Below are 19,223 nucleotides of genomic sequence, written 5' to 3' on the forward strand. Positions count from 1 at the left end.
CAGATTCAGCTCGACCGTCGTGACGTCGAAAGCGCCCAAGCGCGCACCTTTCAGTTGATCAGCACGCTGCTGGCGCTGCTGGTGGGCGTGATTGCGGCGGTGATCATCACCCGCCAGATCACCCGTCCGTTGCAAGAAACCCTGGCCGTGGTTGAGCGCATCGCCAGCGGCGACCTGACCCAGAACGTGACCGTCACGCGTCGCGACGAACTCGGCGTGCTGCAACAAGGCATTGCGCGCATGGGCGTGACCCTGCGCGATTTGATCAGCGGTATCCGCGACGGCGTCACCCAGATTGCCAGCGCTGCTGAAGAACTGTCGGCCGTGACCGAGCAGACCAGTGCTGGCGTGAACAGTCAGAAAGTCGAGACCGATCAGGTTGCCACCGCCATGCACGAGATGACCGCCACCGTGCAGGAAGTCGCGCGCAACGCTGAAGAAGCCTCGCAAGCTGCCGCGGCGGCGGACGGTGAAGCTCGCGAAGGCGACAAGGTGGTAAACGAAGCCATCGCGCAGATCGAGCGTCTGGCCAGCGAAGTGGTGCGTTCGACCGAAGCAATGAGCGTGCTGCAACAGGAAAGCGACAAGATCGGCAGCGTCATGGACGTGATCAAAGCCGTGGCCGAACAGACCAACCTGCTGGCGCTGAACGCCGCCATCGAAGCCGCCCGCGCCGGTGAGGCCGGTCGGGGTTTTGCTGTGGTGGCCGATGAAGTCCGTGGCCTGGCCCAGCGTACGCAAAAGTCCACCGAGGAAATCGAAGGGCTGGTTGCCGGTCTGCAGAACGGCACCCAGCAAGTGTCTGCGGTGATGAACAACAGCCGCGCACTGACCGACAGCAGCGTCGCCCTGACCCGCAAGGCCGGTGCGTCGCTGGAAAACATCACCCGCACGGTGTCGAACATCCAGTCGATGAACCAACAGATCGCCGCCGCTGCCGAACAACAAAGCGCCGTGGCCGAAGAGATCAGCCGCAGCATCATCAACGTGCGCGATGTGTCTGAGCAGACCGCCGCGGCGAGTGATGAAACCGCCGCGTCGAGCGTTGAACTGGCGCGTCTGGGTGGTCAGTTGCAGCAGATGGTCAGCCACTTCCGCGTTTGATGCTTATTTTGCGCTGAAGCCAAAACCCAATCGCGGGCAAGCCCGCTCCCACAGGTTTTCGAGCCGTTCACAGATGATGTGTTCGCCTCGATACCTGTGGGAGCGGGCTTGCCCGCGATGCATTTCGAATGGTTAAAAGCGCCTCATACCTCCCAAGGGTTGATCACTTCGATTCCGGAAAACTCGAAATCCCTGATATTTCGCGTCGCGATTGCAGCGCCGCAGCTTCGGCAGATTGCAGCGATTTGCGCGTCAGCCATCGCGACTCCCCTTCCCTTCGCCTCCGCCCCAGCTACGAGCGTTGCGTATTCAACGGCTGAATGAGCATCGAACGGCAGGATTCGTCCGGCAAAGTCCTCTTCGAACATTGCCATAGCATGGGCTTCAAGTTTCTGTTTGCGCTTGCCAGACGGCAGCCTTGCTATACCATGAAGTATTTCTGCCACCGTAACTGCACTGACTGCCAACTCCATTGCGGGCTGAGCATCAACCCAAGCCAGTACACGGGATTCAGGCTCAACTCGCATAAACTCCGAAAGAACATTGGTATCAAGCACTATCATTCAGAAAAATCCACCGCAGTGGCTTTTTCGGAACGTTCAGGCAGCTTGAGATCGACTCCGCCTACAGCGCTGAACCTGCCGCGGATGCGACTGCCAAGTCCTCCGGCTCGATCAACGGCTGCCAATGCTCTACCCAATATCAGGCGAGCCTCTTCTTCCATAGAGTGTCCATTGTGCGCAGCAGTAATTCTCAACTGCTCCTTTAGCTTCTCGTCCAGATTTCTAATTGTGATGCTGGCCATACCCGCCCTCCTGCAATCAATGAAATCACTGATTGCAGGCTAGCATAGTTTGAGTTTCCTACATAACTGTGGGAGCGGGCTTGCCCGCGATGGCGTCGTGTCAGGCAATCCGATGCTGGCTGACACACCGCTATCGCGAGCAGGCTCGCTCCCACAGTTTTTGAGTCGTCGACATTCAGCGGCTTCACGCCGGATACCCGGTAATCTCCCGAATGCTCTGATACAGCGGTTTAAGCTGCCGATACATGCGCAGGTAAACCTCTTTATAGAGTCGCTGATAAACCTGCTGCGCTTCAGGTTGCGGGGTGAACACTGCGCCCACGCGGGTCATTGCGGCGATGGCGCTGGGGAAGTCGGCGTGCAGGCCCAGGCCGACTGCGCAGCAGATCGCGGCGCCGAGGCCGGAGGCTTCGTAGACATGCGGGCGCTCTGCCGGCAAGCCGAAGATGTTGGCGGTCAGTTGCATCGCCGCATCGCTTTGCGAACCGCCCCCGGCCACACGCAGGCGTTTGATCGAGACCTTGGAGCGCTTCTCGATGTTCTCCATGCCCTGGCGCAGCGCATAAGCCAAACCTTCCAGAATCGCCCGGTAGATATGCGCGCGAGTGTGCACATCGCCGAAGCCGATCATCGCGCCTTTGGCTTCCACACCCGGTTCGCGAATGCCCGGTGACCAGTAGGGTTGCAGCATCAATCCCATCGAACCCGGCGGCACCGCGTTGACCAGAGCATCGAACAGTTGCTCGGGCTCGATGCCCTGCGCTTGCGCTTGCTGCATTTCGCGCAGGCCGAATTCGTTTTTGAACCAGCTGACCATCCAGTAGCCGCGGTAGATCATCACTTCGCAGTTGTACTGATCCGGCATCGCCGCAGGGTACGGCGGGATCAGCGGGACGATCTCCAGATAGCGCGAACGGGTGCTGGTGATGGTTGCCGTGGTGCCGTAGGACAGGCACACGGTACTCGCGTCGACCACGCCGGCACCGAGCACTTCGCAGGCCTTGTCGGCACCGGCGGCGATCAGCGGCAAGCCTTCGGGTATCCCGGTGTGACGGCTGGCTTCGGCGCTGATGTTGCCGAGGGTTTCGCCGGGCTTGTGCAGGCTTGGCAACTGCTCGGGACGCACTGCCAGCGCCTGCCATTTCCAGTCTCGCGGTGCCGCCCATTTCAGCCGTTTGAAATCGAACGGCAGGTAGCCGACGCAGCAGCCCACCGAGTCGACAAAGCGTCCGCAGAGTCGATAGCTGAGAAACCCCGACAGCAGCAGAAACTTGTCGGTCGCCGCCCACACCTGCGGCTGATGCCGGGCAATCCAGTTGGCCTCGGCCTGGGCGCGAAAATAGTCGACGGTGGCTTTCGCGCCGACCAGTTTGAGCAGCCAGCCCCACGGCCCTTTGATGCTGCCTGCAACTTCGCTCTGGCGCTGATCAAGCCACACAATCGCCGGGCGCAATGGCTTGCCCTCGGCATCAAGATTGATCACCGTGCCGCGCTGCGTGGTCAGGGAAACGCCGGCGATCTGCGCACGATCGATCGCGGTCTGTTGCCAGACCTGCTGACACGCCTCGCCGAGTTTCGCCCAGTAATATTCCGGGTCCTGCTCGGCCCAGCCCGGTTGCGTCGAGTAATACGCTTGCAACTCGACCTTGCCTTTGCCAAGCAGATTGCCCTGTAGATCGAACAGCAGCGCGCGCACGCTCTGGGTGCCGTTGTCGATCGCCAGCAGGTATTTTTTAGCCGTCATGGCGTGATCTCCGGCAACCCATGATCGCGTTGCCACAGCAACCGATAACGTTGAGTTTCCGCCTGCCAGCGCTCGTCGCTCCAGGCCAGTCGCGGCTGGCAGAGCGTGCGAATTGCCGCTAAATGCTCATCTCCACCGCGCGCCAGCAACAGCCCAAGACGGCTGCGACGCAGCAGCAGATCATCCAGATGCAGGACCATTTCCGCCTCGCAGGCAAACGCCAGTTCCGCCCACAACGTATCGGTGGCGCCGATCGTTTCCGGGCCGAGTTCGGCAATCAGTCGTGCCAGCCTCGGCAGATCACGGCCATGGCGCCCGGCCAGGCGTCGCCACTGTTGGGGGCTGAGGCCGGGAATCGGCGATGGCTGCACTGCGGCAAACACCGGCGCGGCGTCATCCTCGAAAGGACGGTCGAGCATGTCGGCGCAGGCCTTGAGCACTTCAATCGCTTGCGGGCGAAACGTGGTCAGTTTGCCGCCGGCCAGGGTGATGCAACCCGGCTCCTGCCACAGCACGTGTTCACGGGTTTCGTTCGACGGTTTGTCCTGATGCGCACCGGCAGCGCCGACCACCGGACGTACGCCGGACCAGGTCGACAGCACATCCGTCGCCGTCACTTCGGCAGCAGGAAAGGCTTGCGTGCAAGCGGCCAGCAGGTAGTCGAGTTCCTCGCCGCTGATGCTCGCGCTCTGATCGAGATCTTGACGATGATCGAGGTCAGTGGTGCCGACCACCGTCGCGCCTTCCCACGGAAAAACGAACACTGGTCGCCGGTCGCGCACATGCAAAAAGGTCAGCGCCTGCGCCACCGGCAAGCGCCAGCCCGGCAGCAGCAGATGACTGCCACGCAGCGGGCGCAATTGCCGTGGCGAATCACTCGGCCGCAGGCGCTCGGCCCATGCGCCCGTGGCCACCGCGAGCACAGCGCAGCGCAATTGCAGTAACTGACCCGACTCACGATCTTCGACTTCAACGCCACACACCCGCCCGTCTTCACGCAGCACTTGTGCCACGCGCAGACCATTGAGCACCACCGCGCCATCGGCGCGCGCCTCGCTCAATACGCGCATCACCAGTCGGGCATCGTCGGTCAGTGCGTCGACGAAACTGGTGCCGCCGACAAGGTCATTTTCCTTCAGCCCCGGCGCGATAAACCGCAGCTGTTGAGCATCATGAAAACGATGATTGCGGCGCCCGGCCAAAGCATCGTAAACACTCAGCAAGCCACCGAGCATACGCGGGCCGGGAAAGCCGCCGCGATAGTGCGGCATCAGGAAACTCATCGGCTCGACCAATCCCGGCGCCTCGTCGAGCAGGCGCTGACGTTCACGCACTGAATCGCGGGTCAGCCGCCACTGGCCCTTGGCGATATAACGCAAACCGCCATGGACCATTTTCGAAGAGCGGCTGGAGGTACCCCAGGCGAAATCCCGCTGTTCCAGCAACAGACAGCGCCAGCCGCGCCGCGCTGCCTCGCGCACAATTCCCGCGCCGCAGATGCCACCACCGATCACGATCAGGTCCCAGCGTTCGTCCGCCAGGGTTGGCAGCATCTGCTCGCGCCATGCGGCGTTCCAGTCCTGATTCATGGCGCTCACTCCGCCAGCAACGTGCCGGGATTGAGGCGCCCGGCCGGATCGAAATGCCTGCTCAACGCCTGCAAGGTTTCTATCGCCAGCGCGCCCTTCTCGCGCAGCAGGTACGGGGCGTGATCCTTGCCGACGCCGTGCTGATGGCTGATGGTGCCGTGATGGGCGACGATGGTCTGGCTGGCCGCATGCTTGAGTGCCTGCCAGCGCGCCAGTGTCGTCGGGTAATCCGCCGCCGGGCGAAACACGTAAGTGGTGTAGATGCTTGAGCCTTCGCCGTAGACGTGAGACAGGTGGGTGAACACGTGCACGCGTTCGCCTTCTGCGGCCAGGGCGTCGCGCAGGCTGTTTTCGATGAGGTTGAGCAGGTTATCGACGTTGCTCCAGTCGGTCGCGGTTTCGAGGGTGTCGACCACATAACCGGCGTTCCACAGGTTTTCGCGCAGGTAGGGGAAACGGAAGCGGTTCTGCGCCCATTTCTTGCCAAGCAAAGTGCCGGTGAATACACCGCCGAACGCTTTGAGATGCTGCCGTGCCTGGCGCAACGACAGCGCGTTTTGCTGACGATTGCCGGTCACACCGAAGGTCACCAGACATTTGTCAGCCCCCGCACCGCGCAGGCTCAGGTATTTTTCCAGCCAGGCGATCTGCTGCGGATGACCGGCCAGGGCCAATTGCGTTTCGGTTTCCACCGCGTTGGACAGGCGCAGCATCGACAGCGGCACGCGCGCCTGGGCCAACTGGCGAATGGCGCCGAGTGCCTGCGCCCAGTCTGGCAGGAAGACGCCATAGAAACGCTCATCGGCGGGCAGCGCACTGACGCGCACCTTGACCTCGGAAATGATTCCGAAACGGCCCTCGCAACCGAGCACGATTTCGCGCAGGTCCGGGCCGGCCGCCGAGGCTGGAAAGGTCGGAATCTGCAGCGGCCCGGCGAAGGTTTCCAGCGTTCCACCGGCGAACAATTGCTCGATGCGCCCATAGCGCAACGACTGCTGGCCACTGGAGCGACTGGCGACCCAACCGCCCAGCGTCGACAGCTCCCACGACTGCGGAAAATGCCCCAGGGTATAGCCGCGCGCGCGCAACTGACTCTCCACTTGCGGCCCGCTCGCGCCCGGGCCGAAAGTCGCCAACAGGCTCTGTTCGTCGAGGTCGATCAAGCGGTTCATTCGCGCCAGCGAAACGGTCAGCACCGGCCGCGCCGAATTCGGCGGATTGATATGCCCGGCCACTGACGTGCCACCGCCATAGGGAATCAGGCATACATCCTGTTCTTCGGCCAGTTTCAGCAATTGGCGAATATCAGCGGCGGTCTCAGGAAAGGCCACGGCGTCGGGATAAATGCCAAGCACGCCTTCGCGAAGCGCCAGCCAGTCCGGCAGACTCTGGCCGCGCGCATGCAGCAAACGGTCGTGGGCGTCGATGCTGTACAAGGCGTGCGCCGGCAAGCGCGATGCGGGCACCCGGGCCAGCGCGGAGTCCAGCGAGGCGTCGGGCAGCGCTCGGCCCTCGCCCACCCGCTGCGCAAGAAAACTTGCGCCCTGCGCCGGCAACTCGACCACCGTGGTTGCGTCTCCCCAGCCATTCCAGCGTCGCATGCGTGTGTCCTTGTGGGCCGTCGAATCAGTGCGGCTTCAAGTCCTCATACTAGCCAGCGGCGCCAGAGTGTCACGGTCGTATCCGGCCAATCCGGGTAGCCAATTGAGTCAACCGGCGCGCCAGATACGGTCATTTACTTTCGCCGGGGTTTCACCGTACCTTTCGGCATCACTTCGCTCAGGCGTTGCTCAAGGAACGCGATCATGCAATCGCTCGGTTTCACTTCGGTTCCGCCGCTGCTCAAGTACCTGCGCCATGCCGAACATTTGGGCATGGCCATCGAGCCGGCGCTGGCGGCGGCCGGGTTGCAGGCGCAGCAGTTGAGCGACAACAGCTTGCGCTTGCCGGGCGAGGCGCATGAGCGTTTGCTCGACTATTTCTGCGAGTATTCGGGCGATCCGCTGTTTGGTCTGAACGCGGCGAATTTCGTCCTGCCCAATTCCTGGAGCGTGCTCGGTTACATCACCATGAACTGCGCGACGCTGGGCGATGCGATGAGCCGGATCATGCCGTTCGAAAAACTGGTCGGCGACATGGGCGTCAGCCGCGCCGAAGTGCAGGACGGTCTGGTGCATTTGATCTGGGATTGCCGCTATCAGCGCCCGCGAATCCGTCGGCATCTGGTGGAAAACGTTCTGGGTTCGTGGCTGCACTATGCGCGCTGGATTGCCGACACGCAGGTATCGCCGGCCGCTGTCTGGCTGGAACACTCATGCCCGGGCGAGGTGACGCCGGCGCAATACCAAAGTTTCTTCGGTTGCCCGGTGTTGTTCGATCAGCCTTATTCGGCGCTGATCGTGCCGCTGGTTTATCTGCAATTGCCGTTGCGTCAGGCCGATGCGCAGTTGTTGCGCACGCTGGAGGAACACGCGCTGGGCTTGCTGGCGACATTGGAAGAAGCGCCGCTGGAACAGCAGGTGAAAAACATTCTGCGCGGTTTGCTCAAGCAAGGCTTGCCGCGCAAGGAGCAAGTGGCCGAGCGACTGAATGTGTCGCTGCGCACCTTGCAGCGGCAATTGCAGCAGGCAGGAACGTCGTATCAACAGGTGCTCGATGAGTTGCGGCAGGAGCTGGCGGAGCATTATTTGCTCAACAGTGATTTGCCGATTCAGGAGATTGCCCAGTATCTGGGGTTTACCGAACCGCGGTCATTTCACCGGGCGTTCAAGAACCGGCGGGGGATGCCGCCGGGGGAGTTTCGGCAGGTGCAGCGGCGGTGATGGGTCGGGCCTTTTCGCGAGCGGGCTCGCTCCCACAGGTGAAATGGGTTGCTCGCGGGGCTGAATCCATAATCGACTCGATTTTTCAGGTCGGTGTATAGCGCAAGACACCTCGGTCAGTCCCCTCTCCCACTGGGAGAGGGCTAGGCGGGCGGCGTTCCGATGAGGGGCTTTTTCCAGCGTCAAAGACTGATCGCATTGGTAAACACCAGCCGATTGCCAAACGGATCGGCAATCGTCATGTCCTGGCTGCCCCACGGCATGGCCTGAATCTGCGGGTGTGAAAACGTGTAATCCTTGGCGATCAGTTGTTGCTGAAAAACCTCCAGCTCATCGGTCTCGATGCGCAGGGCCGAACCCGGGCACGCGTCGCCGTGATGCTCGGACAAATGCAGCACACACTCGCCCCGCGACACCTGCAGATACAGCGGAAAATTCGCTTCGAAGCGATGCTGCCAGTCGATCTTGAAACCGAGAAAATCGACGTAGAACTCAACAGCTTTGGCTTCATCGAAGATCCGCAGGATCGGAGTGGTTTTGCCGAAGCTCATGGGGTGCTCCCTGACTGATTGGCCCCACAGTGTAGACGGGGTGAATGTCAGCAAGTCGGCCTGCTGCTGGCTTTCTTTAGTCGCAATGTGCCATCACTGTGACGCAGGCCGCGAATTTTTAACGAAAGTTGTCGCGCAGATCGCCCTGCCGCGCGAGAAACCGCCCTGCCCGACTGCCGTTTGCCTGGCCCTCTCGATAGCTCAACACGCCGTTGACCCACACCCCGTCAATGCCCTGCGCCGGCCGTTGCGGATCGTTGAAATCAGCCACATCGCGCACCGTCGCCGGATCAAACAACACCAGGTCCGCCCAATGGCCTTCGCGGATTTCGCCCCGCTCTTTCAAGCCAAAGCGCGCCGCCGACAGGCCGGTCATCTTGTGCACGGCGGTGTGCAGCGGAAACAGGCCGACGTCGCGACTGAAATGCCCCAGCACCCGTGGGAAAGCGCCCCACAGGCGCGGATGCGGGAACGGGTCTTCGGGCAGGCCGTCAGAGCCGACCATGGACAGTGGATGAGCAAGGATTCGTCTGACGTCGGCCTCGTCCATGCCGTAGTACACCGCGCCTGCCGGTTGCAGACGTTTCGCGGCATTGAGCAGCGGCAGATTCCATTCGGCGGCGATATCGATCAGATCGCGCCCGCTGACTTGCGGGTGCGGTGTCGACCAGGTGATGGTGATGCGGTGGGCATCGGTGACTTGCTTGAGATCCAGCGTCGAAGAACTCGCCGCGTAGGGATAACAATCGCAGCCGACCGGGTGGTTTTTTGCTGCCTCCTCTAGCGCCGCCAACAGTTGCGGACTACGCCCCCAATTGCCGACACCGGCACATTTGAGGTGGGAAATGATCACCGGTGATTGCGCGTGACGGCCAATTTGAAAAGCCTCGTCCATGGCTTCGAGCACCGGGGCGAATTCGCTGCGCAAATGGGTGGTGTAGACGGCGCCGAATGCCGTCAGCTCTTCGGTCAGTTGCATCACTTCATCGGTGGAGGCGTTGTAGGCGCTGGCGTAAGCAAGGCCTGTGGATAAACCCAAGGCACCGGCCTCCAGACTTTCGCGCAACTGCTCGCGCATGGCGCTGATTTCGTCCGCCGTTGCGGTGCGCAACAGGTCGTCGAGGTGATTGCTGCGCAGCGCCGTGTGGCCGACGAGTGCGGCGACGTTCAGCGTGGTGTTGGCCGCTTCCACCGCCGCGCGGTAATCGCTGAAGCGTGGGTAAACGAACGCGGCTTGAGTACCGAGCAGGTTCATCGGGTCCGGCGGATTGCCCTTCAACGTGACCGGCGCAGCGCTGATCCCGCAGTTGCCGACAATCACCGTGGTCACGCCCTGGCTGAGCTTGGGCAGCATCTGCGGTTGGCAGATGACCACGGTGTCGTCATGGGTGTGGACGTCAATGAAACCCGGCGCCAGCACGCGGCCGGCGGCGTCGATTTCTTCGCTGGCGCTGGCGTCGTGCAGGTCGCCGATGCGCTCGATGCGGCCGTTGAGAATCGCCACGTCGGCTTCATAGCCTGGGGTGTTGCTGCCGTCGATAACCTGAGCGTTGCGAATCAGCGTGTCGTACTGCATGTCAGTCTCCCAGCGGCAGGTGATCGTCGCCGCCACGGTATTCGTCGAGGGCGAGTTTGATTCGCCGCAGACGTTCTTGATTGTCTTCAGGATTGGCCAGCGCCAGCTCGGTAGCGAGCACGTCGATGGCCAGCAGCATGCCGTAGCGCGCTGCCGTGGGTTTGTAGATGAACGCGGTTTCCGCGCCTTGCAGCGGCAGGACGATATCGGCCAGTTCGGCCAGCGGCGAATCGGCGCGAGTGATGGCGAGGACGCGCGCGCCGTAGTTGCGCGCCAGCTCGACCGTTTCCAGCAGCTCCGGGGTGATGCCGGTCAATGAGCAGACAATGAGCACTTGCTCGGCATTCAGACTGGCCGCGGTGACGCGCATCATCACCGCGTCATGACACACCGCTATCGGATAGCCGAGACGCACCAGGCGCACCTGCAATTCATCGCTGCACAGCGTCGAACAACCGCCCATGCCGAACGCGTGAATCATCCGCGCCTGGCCGAGCATTTTCACCGCATCGGCGAAGCGCGATTCGTCGAAACCGGCCAGATGCTGGCGCAGCGTGGTTTCGATATCGCCAACAATCTGGCCGTAGAACGCCGACTGTTCAGGCGTGCCCGCCGGGTCGAGAAAACGGCTGCCGACGCCGCTGGCCTGGGCCAGTTGCAGGCGCAGATCACGCAGGTCGCGGCAGCCGACCGTGCGGGCAAACCGCGACAGCGTGGCGGTACTGACTTCGGCGCGTTGCGCGAGATCTTCGAGGCTGGCGCTGGCGGCGAAACCGACATCGTCGAGCATCAGCCGGGCGATGCGCCCTTCGCCGGCGCTGAAGGAATCCTGGCGGGCGCGGATCTGGTAGAGGATGTCCATGGGCGGCGGGCTCCGGTTACAGCAGGTAAGAAAGGCCGACGGTCAGGCCGAAAGCGACCAGCGAGATCAGCGTCTCGAGCACGGTCCAGGTCTTGAACGTCTGCGCGACGGTCATGTTGAAGTATTCCTTGATCAACCAGAAGCCGCCGTCATTGACATGGGAAAAGATAACCGAGCCCGCGCCGGTGGCCAGCACCAAGAGCTCCAGGTGTGGATAACCCAGACCAATGGCCACCGGCGCGACCACCCCGGATGCGGTGGTCATCGCCACAGTTGCGGAGCCGGTGGCGATGCGCATCAACGCGGCGAACAGCCAGCCCATGAGCAGCGGCGACAGGTGAAATTCATGGGCGAGGCCGACGATCTGATCGGTCACGCCAGCGTCCACCAGAATCCGGTTCAAGCCACCGCCGGCACCGACCAGCAAGGTGATGCTGGCGGTTGGCGCGAGGCATTCGTTGGTGAACTTGAGGATCGATTCGCGGTTGAAGCCTTGGGCAATGCCGAGGGTCCAGAAGCTCAGCAAGGTCGCCAGCAACAGGGCAATAACCGAATTACCGATGAACAGCAAAAACTGATTGAAACCGCTGCCCGGGGTGGAAATCAGATTGGCCCAGCCACCGATCAGCATCAGCACCACCGGCAACAGAATGGTCGCCATGGTGATGCCGAAACCGGGCAGTTTGTCGCGTGGCTCGCGGTCGAGAAATTGTTTTTCCAGCGGGTTATCCGCCGGCAGTTGAATGCGCGGCACGATGAATTTGGCGTACAGCGGGCCGGCGATGATTGCAGTCGGAATGCCGATGGCGATCGCGTAGAGCAAGGTCTGCCCGACCGAGGCCTGATACGCCTGAACGGCGAGCATCGCTGCCGGGTGCGGCGGCACCAGCGCATGCACCACCGAGAGGCCGGCAACCATCGGCAGCCCGACCATCAGAATCGACACACCGACACGCCTTGCCACGGTAAAAGCGATCGGCACCAGCAAGACGAAACCGACTTCGAAGAACAGCGGCAGCCCGACCAGGAACGCGATGCAGACCATCGCCCAGTGCGCGTTCTTCTCGCCAAACCTATCGATCAAGGTTCGCGCCATCTGCTCGGCCCCGCCGGACTCGGCCATCATCTTGCCGAGCATCGTCCCCAGCGCGACCACCAGCGCAATGTGCCCCAGCGTCTTGCCGACCCCGGCCTCATAAGCACCGACCACGCCCGACGGCGGCATCCCGGCGACCAAGGCCAGGCCAATGGAAATCAGGGTAATGACAATGAACGGATTGAGCCGGTAACGGGCGATCAACACGATCAGCGCGATGATCGCGACAGCGGCATAGACCAGCAGCCAGTAGCCGAAGGAAGGCGTCATGCGGTACTCCTCGAAAGGGTCACGTTCGAATGGGTTGTGAAACTCATAAATCATTTCGAGATCGAGATTTCAAACCGCATGAAAGTAATTTTCGTGGAGAGGCAAGGCGTGTCGCTGAGGGGTATGCGTTGTCGTGATTAATGAAAATCGTGGGGTGGGATTTACATGCTTTTACAGCCAACACAGCCCCCTGTAGGAGTGAGCCTGCTCGCGATTGCGTCGTAACAGTCAATATCATCATTGGCTGAATGACCGCTATCGCGAGCAGGCTCACTCCTACAGTTTGATCAAATTCTTCCAGACAGAATGCGCAAAACCTGTGGGATATAGCGTACGGATCACACCATTTCCTTACGAATCCATTCAACCACCGAAGTGCGCTTCGGCGCCCAGCCGAGCAATTCCCGGGCTTTCTTGCCGCGTACCCGACTGTTGGAGCCGAGGCCGTAGTTGGCCATTTCATAGCCCCATTCGGCTTCGGCGTCTTTTAGCGGCCAGTCTTGTGGCTGGCCCAGATTCAGCGCGGCGGCCATGGCGGTGGTCATGTCGATGAACGACGCTTCACCGCTTTCGACGAAGTAGAACGTGCCCGGCACATTCTTGGACAGCGCCAGCAGATACAGAGCCACGACGTCTTCGATGTGCACGTTGGACCAGATGTTCTTTCCGGTGCCGACATGCCGCACCACGCCACTTTTGCGCGCCTGTTTCAGCAGTCGCGGCAGTTGCACGCTGTCACGTTTGACGCCGAGGCTGTGACCGTAGATCAACGTGTTGCAGATGACAGCGCAATTCACGCCGTCCTTCGCTGCGGCGAGGACCAGGTTGTCGATGGCCACGCGCGCGGCTTTGTCGACGGTCGGCTCCGGCAAGTTATCTTCGTAGTAGATGACATCGCTGGATTTACCGCCCGACGCATCGCCGACAATGCTCGACCCGCTGGTGTGCAGAAACACTTTATTGGAGCCGTGCAAGGCATTGAGCAAGGCTTCGACCGCAGCGCGATGATCGCTGCTGGCGGCGTTGATTACCGCATCCGCCGCGCGGGCTTGTTCGGCGAGCAATGCCTGATCATCAAGGGTGCCGACGACGACGGTAATCCCCAGCGCCTTGAGCTCTGTAGCCTGTTCGGTGCTGCGCACCAGACCGGTGACTTGATGCCCGGCCCGGGCCAGGCCTGTGGCGATGGAACCACCGATGAAACCGGCAGCGCCGGTAACGAATACGTTCATGGAGAAACTCCCTGCGTGAATAAGTGATGAGGCGAGTATCGACCGCTGACCCTGATCGAAAAACCCGCCATCACCCAAATCACTCTTGCGCAGGAATCACGAATCAGCCCTTGAAATCCGCGCTGGCGTAAGCCGCCAGTTTGCCTTGAATGAAATCCAGAAAGCACTGAATGCGCAGCGCCAGTTGCGAGTTGCGGTAATACACCGCGTTGATCGGCTGGCGATAACCGCTGTTGAATTCACCCAGCAGGACCTTCAAGCGCCCGGCATGAATGTCATCGATGGTCATGAAGTGCGACAGACAGGCGATGCCCTGCCCCTCCAGCGCCAGATGGCGCACGGTTTCGCCGCTGGAAGCGCTGATTGCCGGAGTGATCGGCCAACGGTCACCGTGCACGTAGCGCAGCGGCCACTGGTTGAGGCCTTCGTTCTGGGTAAAACCGAGCAAAGTGTGCTCGCTCAGATCCGCCACTTGCCGCGGCGTGCCGTGCTGTTTCAGATAGGCCGGGCTGGCGACGATCAGCAACGGGCTGCAACCGAGCGAACGCGCATGCAGCGTCGAATCGGCGAGGGTGCCGATCCGAATGGCGATGTCGGTGCTTTGTTCCAGCAGATCGATGATCAGGTCATTGCTATTGAGCTCAAGCTGAATGTCCGGGTAGAGCCGGCGAAACTCGTCGATGTAGGGCACGATGGCGTGCAGCATGAACGGTGAGGCGGCGTTGATCCGCAGTCGCCCGGACGGCGTTTGCTGGCGCGAGGAAAGGCGTTCTTCGAGTTGGTCCATCTGATCGAGAATCAGCTTGGCCTGTTCAAAGAAATACCGGCCCTCCTCGGTCAGGTCCATGCGCCGCGTGGTGCGATTGATCAAAGTGGTCTCGAGCTTGGCTTCCAGCCGCGACAGCGTGCGGCTGACCGCCGACGGCGTCTGCCCGACCTGTTCGGCTGCGGCGGAAATCGAACCGCATTCGATCACGCAGACAAAAATCTGCAATTCATCGGATCTGGCTTTCACGGGTGTCCTCTGCTCGATGGGCCTGCCACGCAGGCGCAGGCCCTCGATAGTAGCCGAGCATCAGCCCTTGAGGCCAAACACCTCGGTCAAATGCTGCTCGTAACGCGCCACATCGTTTTCGATGTTCGGGCGCTTCATCACGTCCACGCAGAGGAAGGTTGGCAACGCGCTCATGCCGAGAAATTCGTTGGCCTTGTGGAACGGGAAGTACACCGCGTCGACGCCTTTGGCTTCGAAGAAATCGCTCGGGTCATCGAAGGCTTGCTGCGGTGCGTTCCAGGTCAGCGACAGCATGTACTGTTTGCCCTGGATCAGGCCGCCGCTGCCGTACTTCTGCGACGCATCGGAACGAGTACGGCCATCGCTGGCGTAGAGGCTACCGTGGCCCTCGGTGAACACCTCGTCGAGGTACTTTTTCACGGTCCATGGCGCGCCCATCCACCAGCCGGGCATCTGATAGACGATCACGTCGGCCCAAAGGAATTTCGCCACTTCTTCGGCGACGTCGTAACCCTCGTCGATGAAGGTGGTTTTCACATCGACACCGCCACGGTCCAGCACGCTCAGCGCGGTTTCGTGCAGGGTCGCGTTGTAGCGACCGTCGGAGTGAGCGAATTTTTTACCGCCATTGAGCAACAGTACTTTTTTCATGACAAAGCCTCAGCGCAGCCGTTGGGCTGGATGGAAAGTGGAAATGGAATGGCGGCAGATTAACGGCTCGCGTCGCGCGGAATAAGCCACGCCTGCGCAAAATACATTTGAATTAAACGCACGAATTGGTTAGCGATTGTTGTCGTAGCATTCGGTGCTTTCATGAATGCGAGGATGTTGTGATGAGTGAACGTGAGGGTTTTATCCTGCATGCCAAGACCCGCCCGGAACGCGCCGAGGCTTTCGAAGCGCTGTTTCGCGCTTATGTCGAACCGAGTCGCGCCGAGCCCGGTTGCATCGAATACCACATGCTGCGCGACAAGGAAGATCCGACGCTGTTCATCTTCTACGAGATCTGGGAAACGCGAGCGCACCTGGACGAGCATTCGAATCTGCCGCACATGAAGGATTTTTTCGCCCGGCGCATGGACTATCTGGAGCGCGATTTTGACATCCGCCCGATCGACATGCTCAGCGCTTCCTCGGCTAAGCGCTGATCAGCAAATGGGCGCCGAGCGCGCCCAGACCGATAAAGAACACGCGCTTGAACAGCACCGCACTGATGTGCTGGCGCAGCCATTGGCCGAGCCACATGCCGAGCAGCGCCGGGATCAGCACCAGCAGCGACGCACCGAGTTCGCCGCCACCCAGCGCACCGCGCCAGAGCAAGCCTGCGGCCAAGGCAAGGGTCGAGACCGTGAATGACAGGCCCAGCGCCTGCACCAGTTCATCGCGGTGCAAACCCAGCGTTTGCAGGTATGGCACCGCTGGAATTACGAACACCCCGGTGGCGGAGGTGATGATGCCGGTGATCAATCCACAGAACGGGCCGAGCCAGGTTTCATGGCGCGGGCTGACCCGCAGTGTCGGCAGGAACAATCCGCTCAACGCATACAGCAACAGCGCCGCACCCAGCCCGCGCACCACCCAATGCCCGCCAGCCATGCCGATCCATAGCGTACCGATGCCGGTGCCAAGGAAGATCAACAACAGCATCGGCCACAGGCGTTTGATCAGGCCCTTTAGATGCCCGCCGAATGCCAGTTGCCAGAGATTGGTCAAGGTCGCTGGGATGATCAATAGTGCGGCTGCCTGCGCCGGTTCCAGAGCCAGACCGAGCAGCCCCATAGCGATGGTGGGCAGGCCGAGGCCGATGACGCCTTTGACCACGCCGGCGAGCAGGAAGGTGAGGGTGACCAGCAGCGACAAGGCTGGACCGAGGTTTTCGTAGAGGTCGGTGAGGTTGTGCATGTTGCTACTTTGCGCCAGTCTGGTCTGGCTGAAAATCTGCCATATACTGAGGCTGCCTCTATCCGCACAAGAGCCTGATATTGATTTGAGGCATCTGGCCTCTTCGCGAGCAGGCTCGCTCCCACATGGGTTTTTCGTCGTACGCGAGATCTCTGTGGGAGCGAGCCTGCTCGCGAAAGGGCCAGCCCAGACACCACAAAAACCCAGGCACCCCATGCACTTCGACCTCACCGACCTGCGCCTTTTCCTGCACATCCTCGACACCGGCAACATCACCGCTGGCGCCGTCCGCAGCCATTTGTCCCTGGCCGCCGCCAGCGCCAGAATCCGCGCGATGGAAGCTTCGCTCGGTACCGAATTTCTCGCACGCGGTCGCCGTGGCGTGACGCCGACGCCCGCCGGCAACGCCCTCGCTCGCCATGCACGGGTGATCCTGCAACAGGCCGAGCGCATGCAGCAGGATCTGGCCGATTACGCCCAAGGCGTCAAAGGCCAGGTGCGCCTGCTGTGCAACACCACGGCGATCACCGAATACCTGCCGGAACTGCTCGCGGACTTTCTGCGCAGCCATGCCAATCTGGACATCGATCTGCAGGAACTGCCGAGTGCGCGCATCACCCATGCCTTGCGTGAAGGCGCAGCAGATCTGGGTATCGTCTCTGACGCAGTCGACACAAGCGGCCTACAGACTCAGCCGTTTCGCGATGATCCTTTGGTGCTGATTCTGCCGCTCGATCACCCGTTGTCTGACGCCGTCGCAATCAATTTCAGCGAGGCGTTGCAGCACGACTTTGTAGGACTCAGCGCCGACAGCGCCTTGGCGATCTACCTCGAAGAACAAGCGCTGCACAGCGGCGCGCGCATGCAGGTGCGCATCCGCGCCGAAGGATTCGATGGGGTGATGCGCATGGTCAGCCGGGGCGCGGGGTTGGCGATCGTGCCGCTGGCAGCGGTCGAGCGGGCGGCGCCCGGAACCTTCAAAAGCATAGCGTTGAATGAACCCTGGGCGCGCCGGACCCTGCTGGTGTGCGCCAGAGATTTCAGCGCACTGCCACCCTACGCGCAGGCGTTGTTACACGCGCTGACCGATCCGCGCGTTTCTGAGCAGTTCGATGTCGACCCCAGACAACTGAACGGCGACCGCGCGCTATAGGGTGCGACTTCATTCCTCAAGTCCACCTGCCCCGGAGTCCTCATGACCGCGACCGCCCCTATCACCGTTCTGCGCGACACCCACCCGCTGCCGGTACTCGACGCCTGCAAATGGGAAAAACTCGAGGGCGATCCGCACACCGTCAACCTCAACGCCTATACCAGCGAAGACGGCAGCAAGATCATGGGCACGTGGATCTGCACACCGGGCAAGTGGCGCGTCGATTATGTGAAGTGGGAGTACTGCCATTTCCAGGAAGGCTACTGCGTGATCACCCCGGACGGCATGGCGCCGATTCACCTGCGTGCCGGCGATATCTTCGTGGTCGAGCCTGGCATGAAAGGTACGTGGGAAGTGGTCGAGACCGTGCGCAAATATTTCGTTTTCGCCTGATGCAAAAAAGCCGGGGAATCACCCGACGTGATTTCCCGGCAAACATTATCAAGTACACCTCAATTCCCTGTGGGAGCCAGCCTGCTGGCGCTGCAATCGGCTCCCTCTCCCTAGGGAGAGGGCTGGGGTGAGGGGGCGGACTGACAGGCGATGACGTATTGAGGCTGACGCCGTCTTCGCGAGCAGGCTCGCTCCCACAGTTCGTTCACAACAGTCTTTCTATTGTGGTTTGCGATAGCTGTTGATGATCGCCGAGAAATCCTTGCCGCCGTCACCACGCTGACTCATCGCCTGATACAGCTGCTGCGCCACCGCACCGAGTATCACCGGCTGATGCGCTTGGCGCGCCGCTTCGGTGGCCAGGCCGAGATCCTTGAGCATCAGTTCCGCGCCGAAGCCGCCGGTATAACCCCGCGAGGCCGGCGCCGTTTCGACGATGCCCGGCCACGGGTTGTACATTTCCGAACTCCAGCAGCGGCCGGTCGAGCTGTTGATGATTCCGGCCAATACCGAGGTGTCGATGCCCAGCGCATCGCCAAGCGCCATCGCCTCGCTGACGCCAACCATGGAGATCGCCAGCAGCAGGTTGTTGCAGATCTTGGCGATCTGCCCGGTGCCGACTTCACCGCAATGCACGATGTTGCGGCCCATCTGCGCCAGCACCGGTTGCAGGGTGGCGAACAACTCCGGAGAAGCGCCGACCATAAAGGTCAGGGTCCCGGCCGTCGCACCGCCGGTGCCGCCGGAGACCGGCGCATCAGCCATCGCTACGCCGTGCTTGGCCGCGGCAGCCGCTACGTCGCGTGCGGTCTGCGGATCGATGGTGCTGCAATCCACCGCCGGCACGCCTTGGCGAATACCGGCGAGTACACCTTCTTCACCGAGCCAGACGCTGCGCACATGCACGGCGGCCGGCAGCATGGTGATCACCAGTTCGGCATCCTCGGCAGCCTCGCGCGCCGACGCGCGGATGGTGCCGCCCAGTTGTTCCAGTTCGGCCAGCACGGTCGTGTTCAGGTCGACCAGATTCAGCGAGTGGCCGCCCTTGATCAGGTTGCGCGCCATCGGCGCGCCCATGTTGCCTAGACCGATAAATGCGATTTTCATGA

18 protein-coding genes and 2 pseudogenes are annotated in these 19,223 nt (G+C 61.5%); 6 read left to right on the forward strand and 14 right to left on the reverse strand.

Annotated elements, in window-relative coordinates; genetic code table 11:
* Positions 1–99: 99 nt before the first annotated feature.
* Together V6F91_RS27560 and V6F91_RS27565 are read left to right on the forward strand one after the other, a co-directional pair.
* Positions 100–246, forward strand: a pseudogene (locus V6F91_RS27560) (HAMP domain-containing protein); the annotation flags it as partial.
* A gap of 261 nt (positions 247–507) precedes the next feature.
* Positions 508–1,104, forward strand: a pseudogene (locus V6F91_RS27565) (methyl-accepting chemotaxis protein); the annotation flags it as partial.
* A gap of 143 nt (positions 1,105–1,247) precedes the next feature.
* Here the strand turns inward: V6F91_RS27565 and V6F91_RS21850 are convergent.
* The 5 genes from V6F91_RS21850 to V6F91_RS21870 all read right to left on the reverse strand — a co-directional run bounded on the left by V6F91_RS21850 (position 1,248) and on the right by V6F91_RS21870 (position 6,843).
* Positions 1,248–1,667 (reverse strand): type II toxin-antitoxin system VapC family toxin, encoded by a 420-nt coding sequence (locus tag V6F91_RS21850; protein WP_208938810.1) that lies wholly within the window; start codon positions 1,665–1,667, stop codon positions 1,248–1,250.
* A complete protein-coding gene (locus V6F91_RS21855; RefSeq protein ID WP_093104871.1) occupies positions 1,664–1,909 on the reverse strand; it encodes a FitA-like ribbon-helix-helix domain-containing protein in 246 nt (81 codons plus the stop codon). The genes V6F91_RS21850 and V6F91_RS21855 overlap by 4 nt, the downstream gene beginning before the upstream one ends.
* Before the next feature lie 184 nt (positions 1,910–2,093).
* A complete protein-coding gene (locus V6F91_RS21860) occupies positions 2,094–3,653 on the reverse strand; it encodes an FGGY-family carbohydrate kinase (protein ID WP_332768062.1) in 1,560 nt (519 codons plus the stop codon).
* Positions 3,650–5,242, reverse strand: a complete 1,593-nt coding sequence (locus V6F91_RS21865) for a glycerol-3-phosphate dehydrogenase/oxidase (RefSeq protein ID WP_332768064.1) — start codon at positions 5,240–5,242, stop codon at positions 3,650–3,652. The genes V6F91_RS21860 and V6F91_RS21865 overlap by 4 nt, the downstream gene beginning before the upstream one ends.
* A gap of 5 nt (positions 5,243–5,247) precedes the next feature.
* Positions 5,248–6,843, reverse strand: coding sequence for an FAD-binding oxidoreductase (locus tag V6F91_RS21870; protein ID WP_332768066.1), 1,596 nt, complete (start codon positions 6,841–6,843; stop codon positions 5,248–5,250).
* A 204-nt stretch (positions 6,844–7,047) separates the two neighbouring features.
* On the opposite strand from V6F91_RS21870, the gene V6F91_RS21875 reads away from it, so the two are divergent.
* On the forward strand, positions 7,048–8,064 hold the full coding sequence (locus V6F91_RS21875) for an AraC family transcriptional regulator (protein ID WP_332768068.1): 1,017 nt from the start codon (positions 7,048–7,050) through the stop codon (positions 8,062–8,064).
* Between the two features lie 182 nt (positions 8,065–8,246).
* Here V6F91_RS21875 and V6F91_RS21880 read toward each other — a convergent pair whose 3' ends face one another.
* The 7 genes from V6F91_RS21880 to V6F91_RS21910 all read right to left on the reverse strand — a co-directional run bounded on the left by V6F91_RS21880 (position 8,247) and on the right by V6F91_RS21910 (position 15,317).
* On the reverse strand, positions 8,247–8,615 hold the full coding sequence (locus tag V6F91_RS21880; RefSeq protein ID WP_258450572.1) for a VOC family protein: 369 nt from the start codon (positions 8,613–8,615) through the stop codon (positions 8,247–8,249).
* 118 nt (positions 8,616–8,733) lie between these two features.
* Positions 8,734–10,191 carry a D-aminoacylase gene (locus tag V6F91_RS21885; RefSeq protein WP_332768070.1) on the reverse strand — a complete coding sequence of 486 codons (1,458 nt, stop codon included), beginning with the start codon at positions 10,189–10,191 and terminating at the stop codon, positions 8,734–8,736.
* A gap of 1 nt (position 10,192) precedes the next feature.
* Positions 10,193–11,053 (reverse strand): MurR/RpiR family transcriptional regulator, encoded by an 861-nt coding sequence (locus tag V6F91_RS21890; RefSeq protein WP_332768072.1) that lies wholly within the window; start codon positions 11,051–11,053, stop codon positions 10,193–10,195.
* A gap of 16 nt (positions 11,054–11,069) precedes the next feature.
* Positions 11,070–12,419, reverse strand: coding sequence for a GntP family permease (locus V6F91_RS21895; RefSeq protein WP_332768074.1), 1,350 nt, complete (start codon positions 12,417–12,419; stop codon positions 11,070–11,072).
* Between the two features lie 338 nt (positions 12,420–12,757).
* Complete coding sequence (locus V6F91_RS21900; RefSeq protein ID WP_332768076.1) at positions 12,758–13,651, reverse strand: NAD-dependent epimerase/dehydratase family protein; 894 nt, start codon at positions 13,649–13,651, stop codon at positions 12,758–12,760.
* A gap of 103 nt (positions 13,652–13,754) precedes the next feature.
* On the reverse strand, positions 13,755–14,666 hold the full coding sequence (locus V6F91_RS21905; protein WP_332768078.1) for a LysR family transcriptional regulator: 912 nt from the start codon (positions 14,664–14,666) through the stop codon (positions 13,755–13,757).
* 60 nt (positions 14,667–14,726) lie between these two features.
* Positions 14,727–15,317 (reverse strand): NAD(P)H-dependent oxidoreductase, encoded by a 591-nt coding sequence (locus V6F91_RS21910; protein WP_332768080.1) that lies wholly within the window; start codon positions 15,315–15,317, stop codon positions 14,727–14,729.
* Positions 15,318–15,499: 182 nt separating this feature from the next.
* On the opposite strand from V6F91_RS21910, the gene V6F91_RS21915 reads away from it, so the two are divergent.
* Positions 15,500–15,814 (forward strand): putative quinol monooxygenase, encoded by a 315-nt coding sequence (locus tag V6F91_RS21915; protein ID WP_332768082.1) that lies wholly within the window; start codon positions 15,500–15,502, stop codon positions 15,812–15,814.
* Here the strand turns inward: V6F91_RS21915 and V6F91_RS21920 are convergent.
* Entirely contained in the window at positions 15,804–16,568 is a 765-nt protein-coding gene (locus V6F91_RS21920) for a sulfite exporter TauE/SafE family protein (RefSeq protein ID WP_332768084.1), read from the reverse strand. The genes V6F91_RS21915 and V6F91_RS21920 overlap by 11 nt on opposite strands.
* A 214-nt stretch (positions 16,569–16,782) precedes the next feature.
* Between V6F91_RS21920 and V6F91_RS21925 the strand changes: the two genes are divergently transcribed.
* Complete coding sequence (locus V6F91_RS21925; RefSeq protein WP_332768086.1) at positions 16,783–17,721, forward strand: LysR family transcriptional regulator; 939 nt, start codon at positions 16,783–16,785, stop codon at positions 17,719–17,721.
* Positions 17,722–17,763: 42 nt separating this feature from the next.
* Positions 17,764–18,114, forward strand: a complete 351-nt coding sequence (locus tag V6F91_RS21930) for a cupin domain-containing protein (RefSeq protein WP_016770579.1) — start codon at positions 17,764–17,766, stop codon at positions 18,112–18,114.
* Between the two features lie 219 nt (positions 18,115–18,333).
* Here the strand turns inward: V6F91_RS21930 and mmsB are convergent, their stop codons facing one another.
* Positions 18,334–19,221, reverse strand: coding sequence for a 3-hydroxyisobutyrate dehydrogenase (gene mmsB, locus V6F91_RS21935; protein WP_332768093.1), 888 nt, complete (start codon positions 19,219–19,221; stop codon positions 18,334–18,336).
* Positions 19,222–19,223 lie beyond the last annotated feature (2 nt).

The organism is Pseudomonas koreensis, from assembly GCF_036668835.1.
Classification (GTDB): domain Bacteria; phylum Pseudomonadota; class Gammaproteobacteria; order Pseudomonadales; family Pseudomonadaceae; genus Aquipseudomonas; species Aquipseudomonas koreensis_I.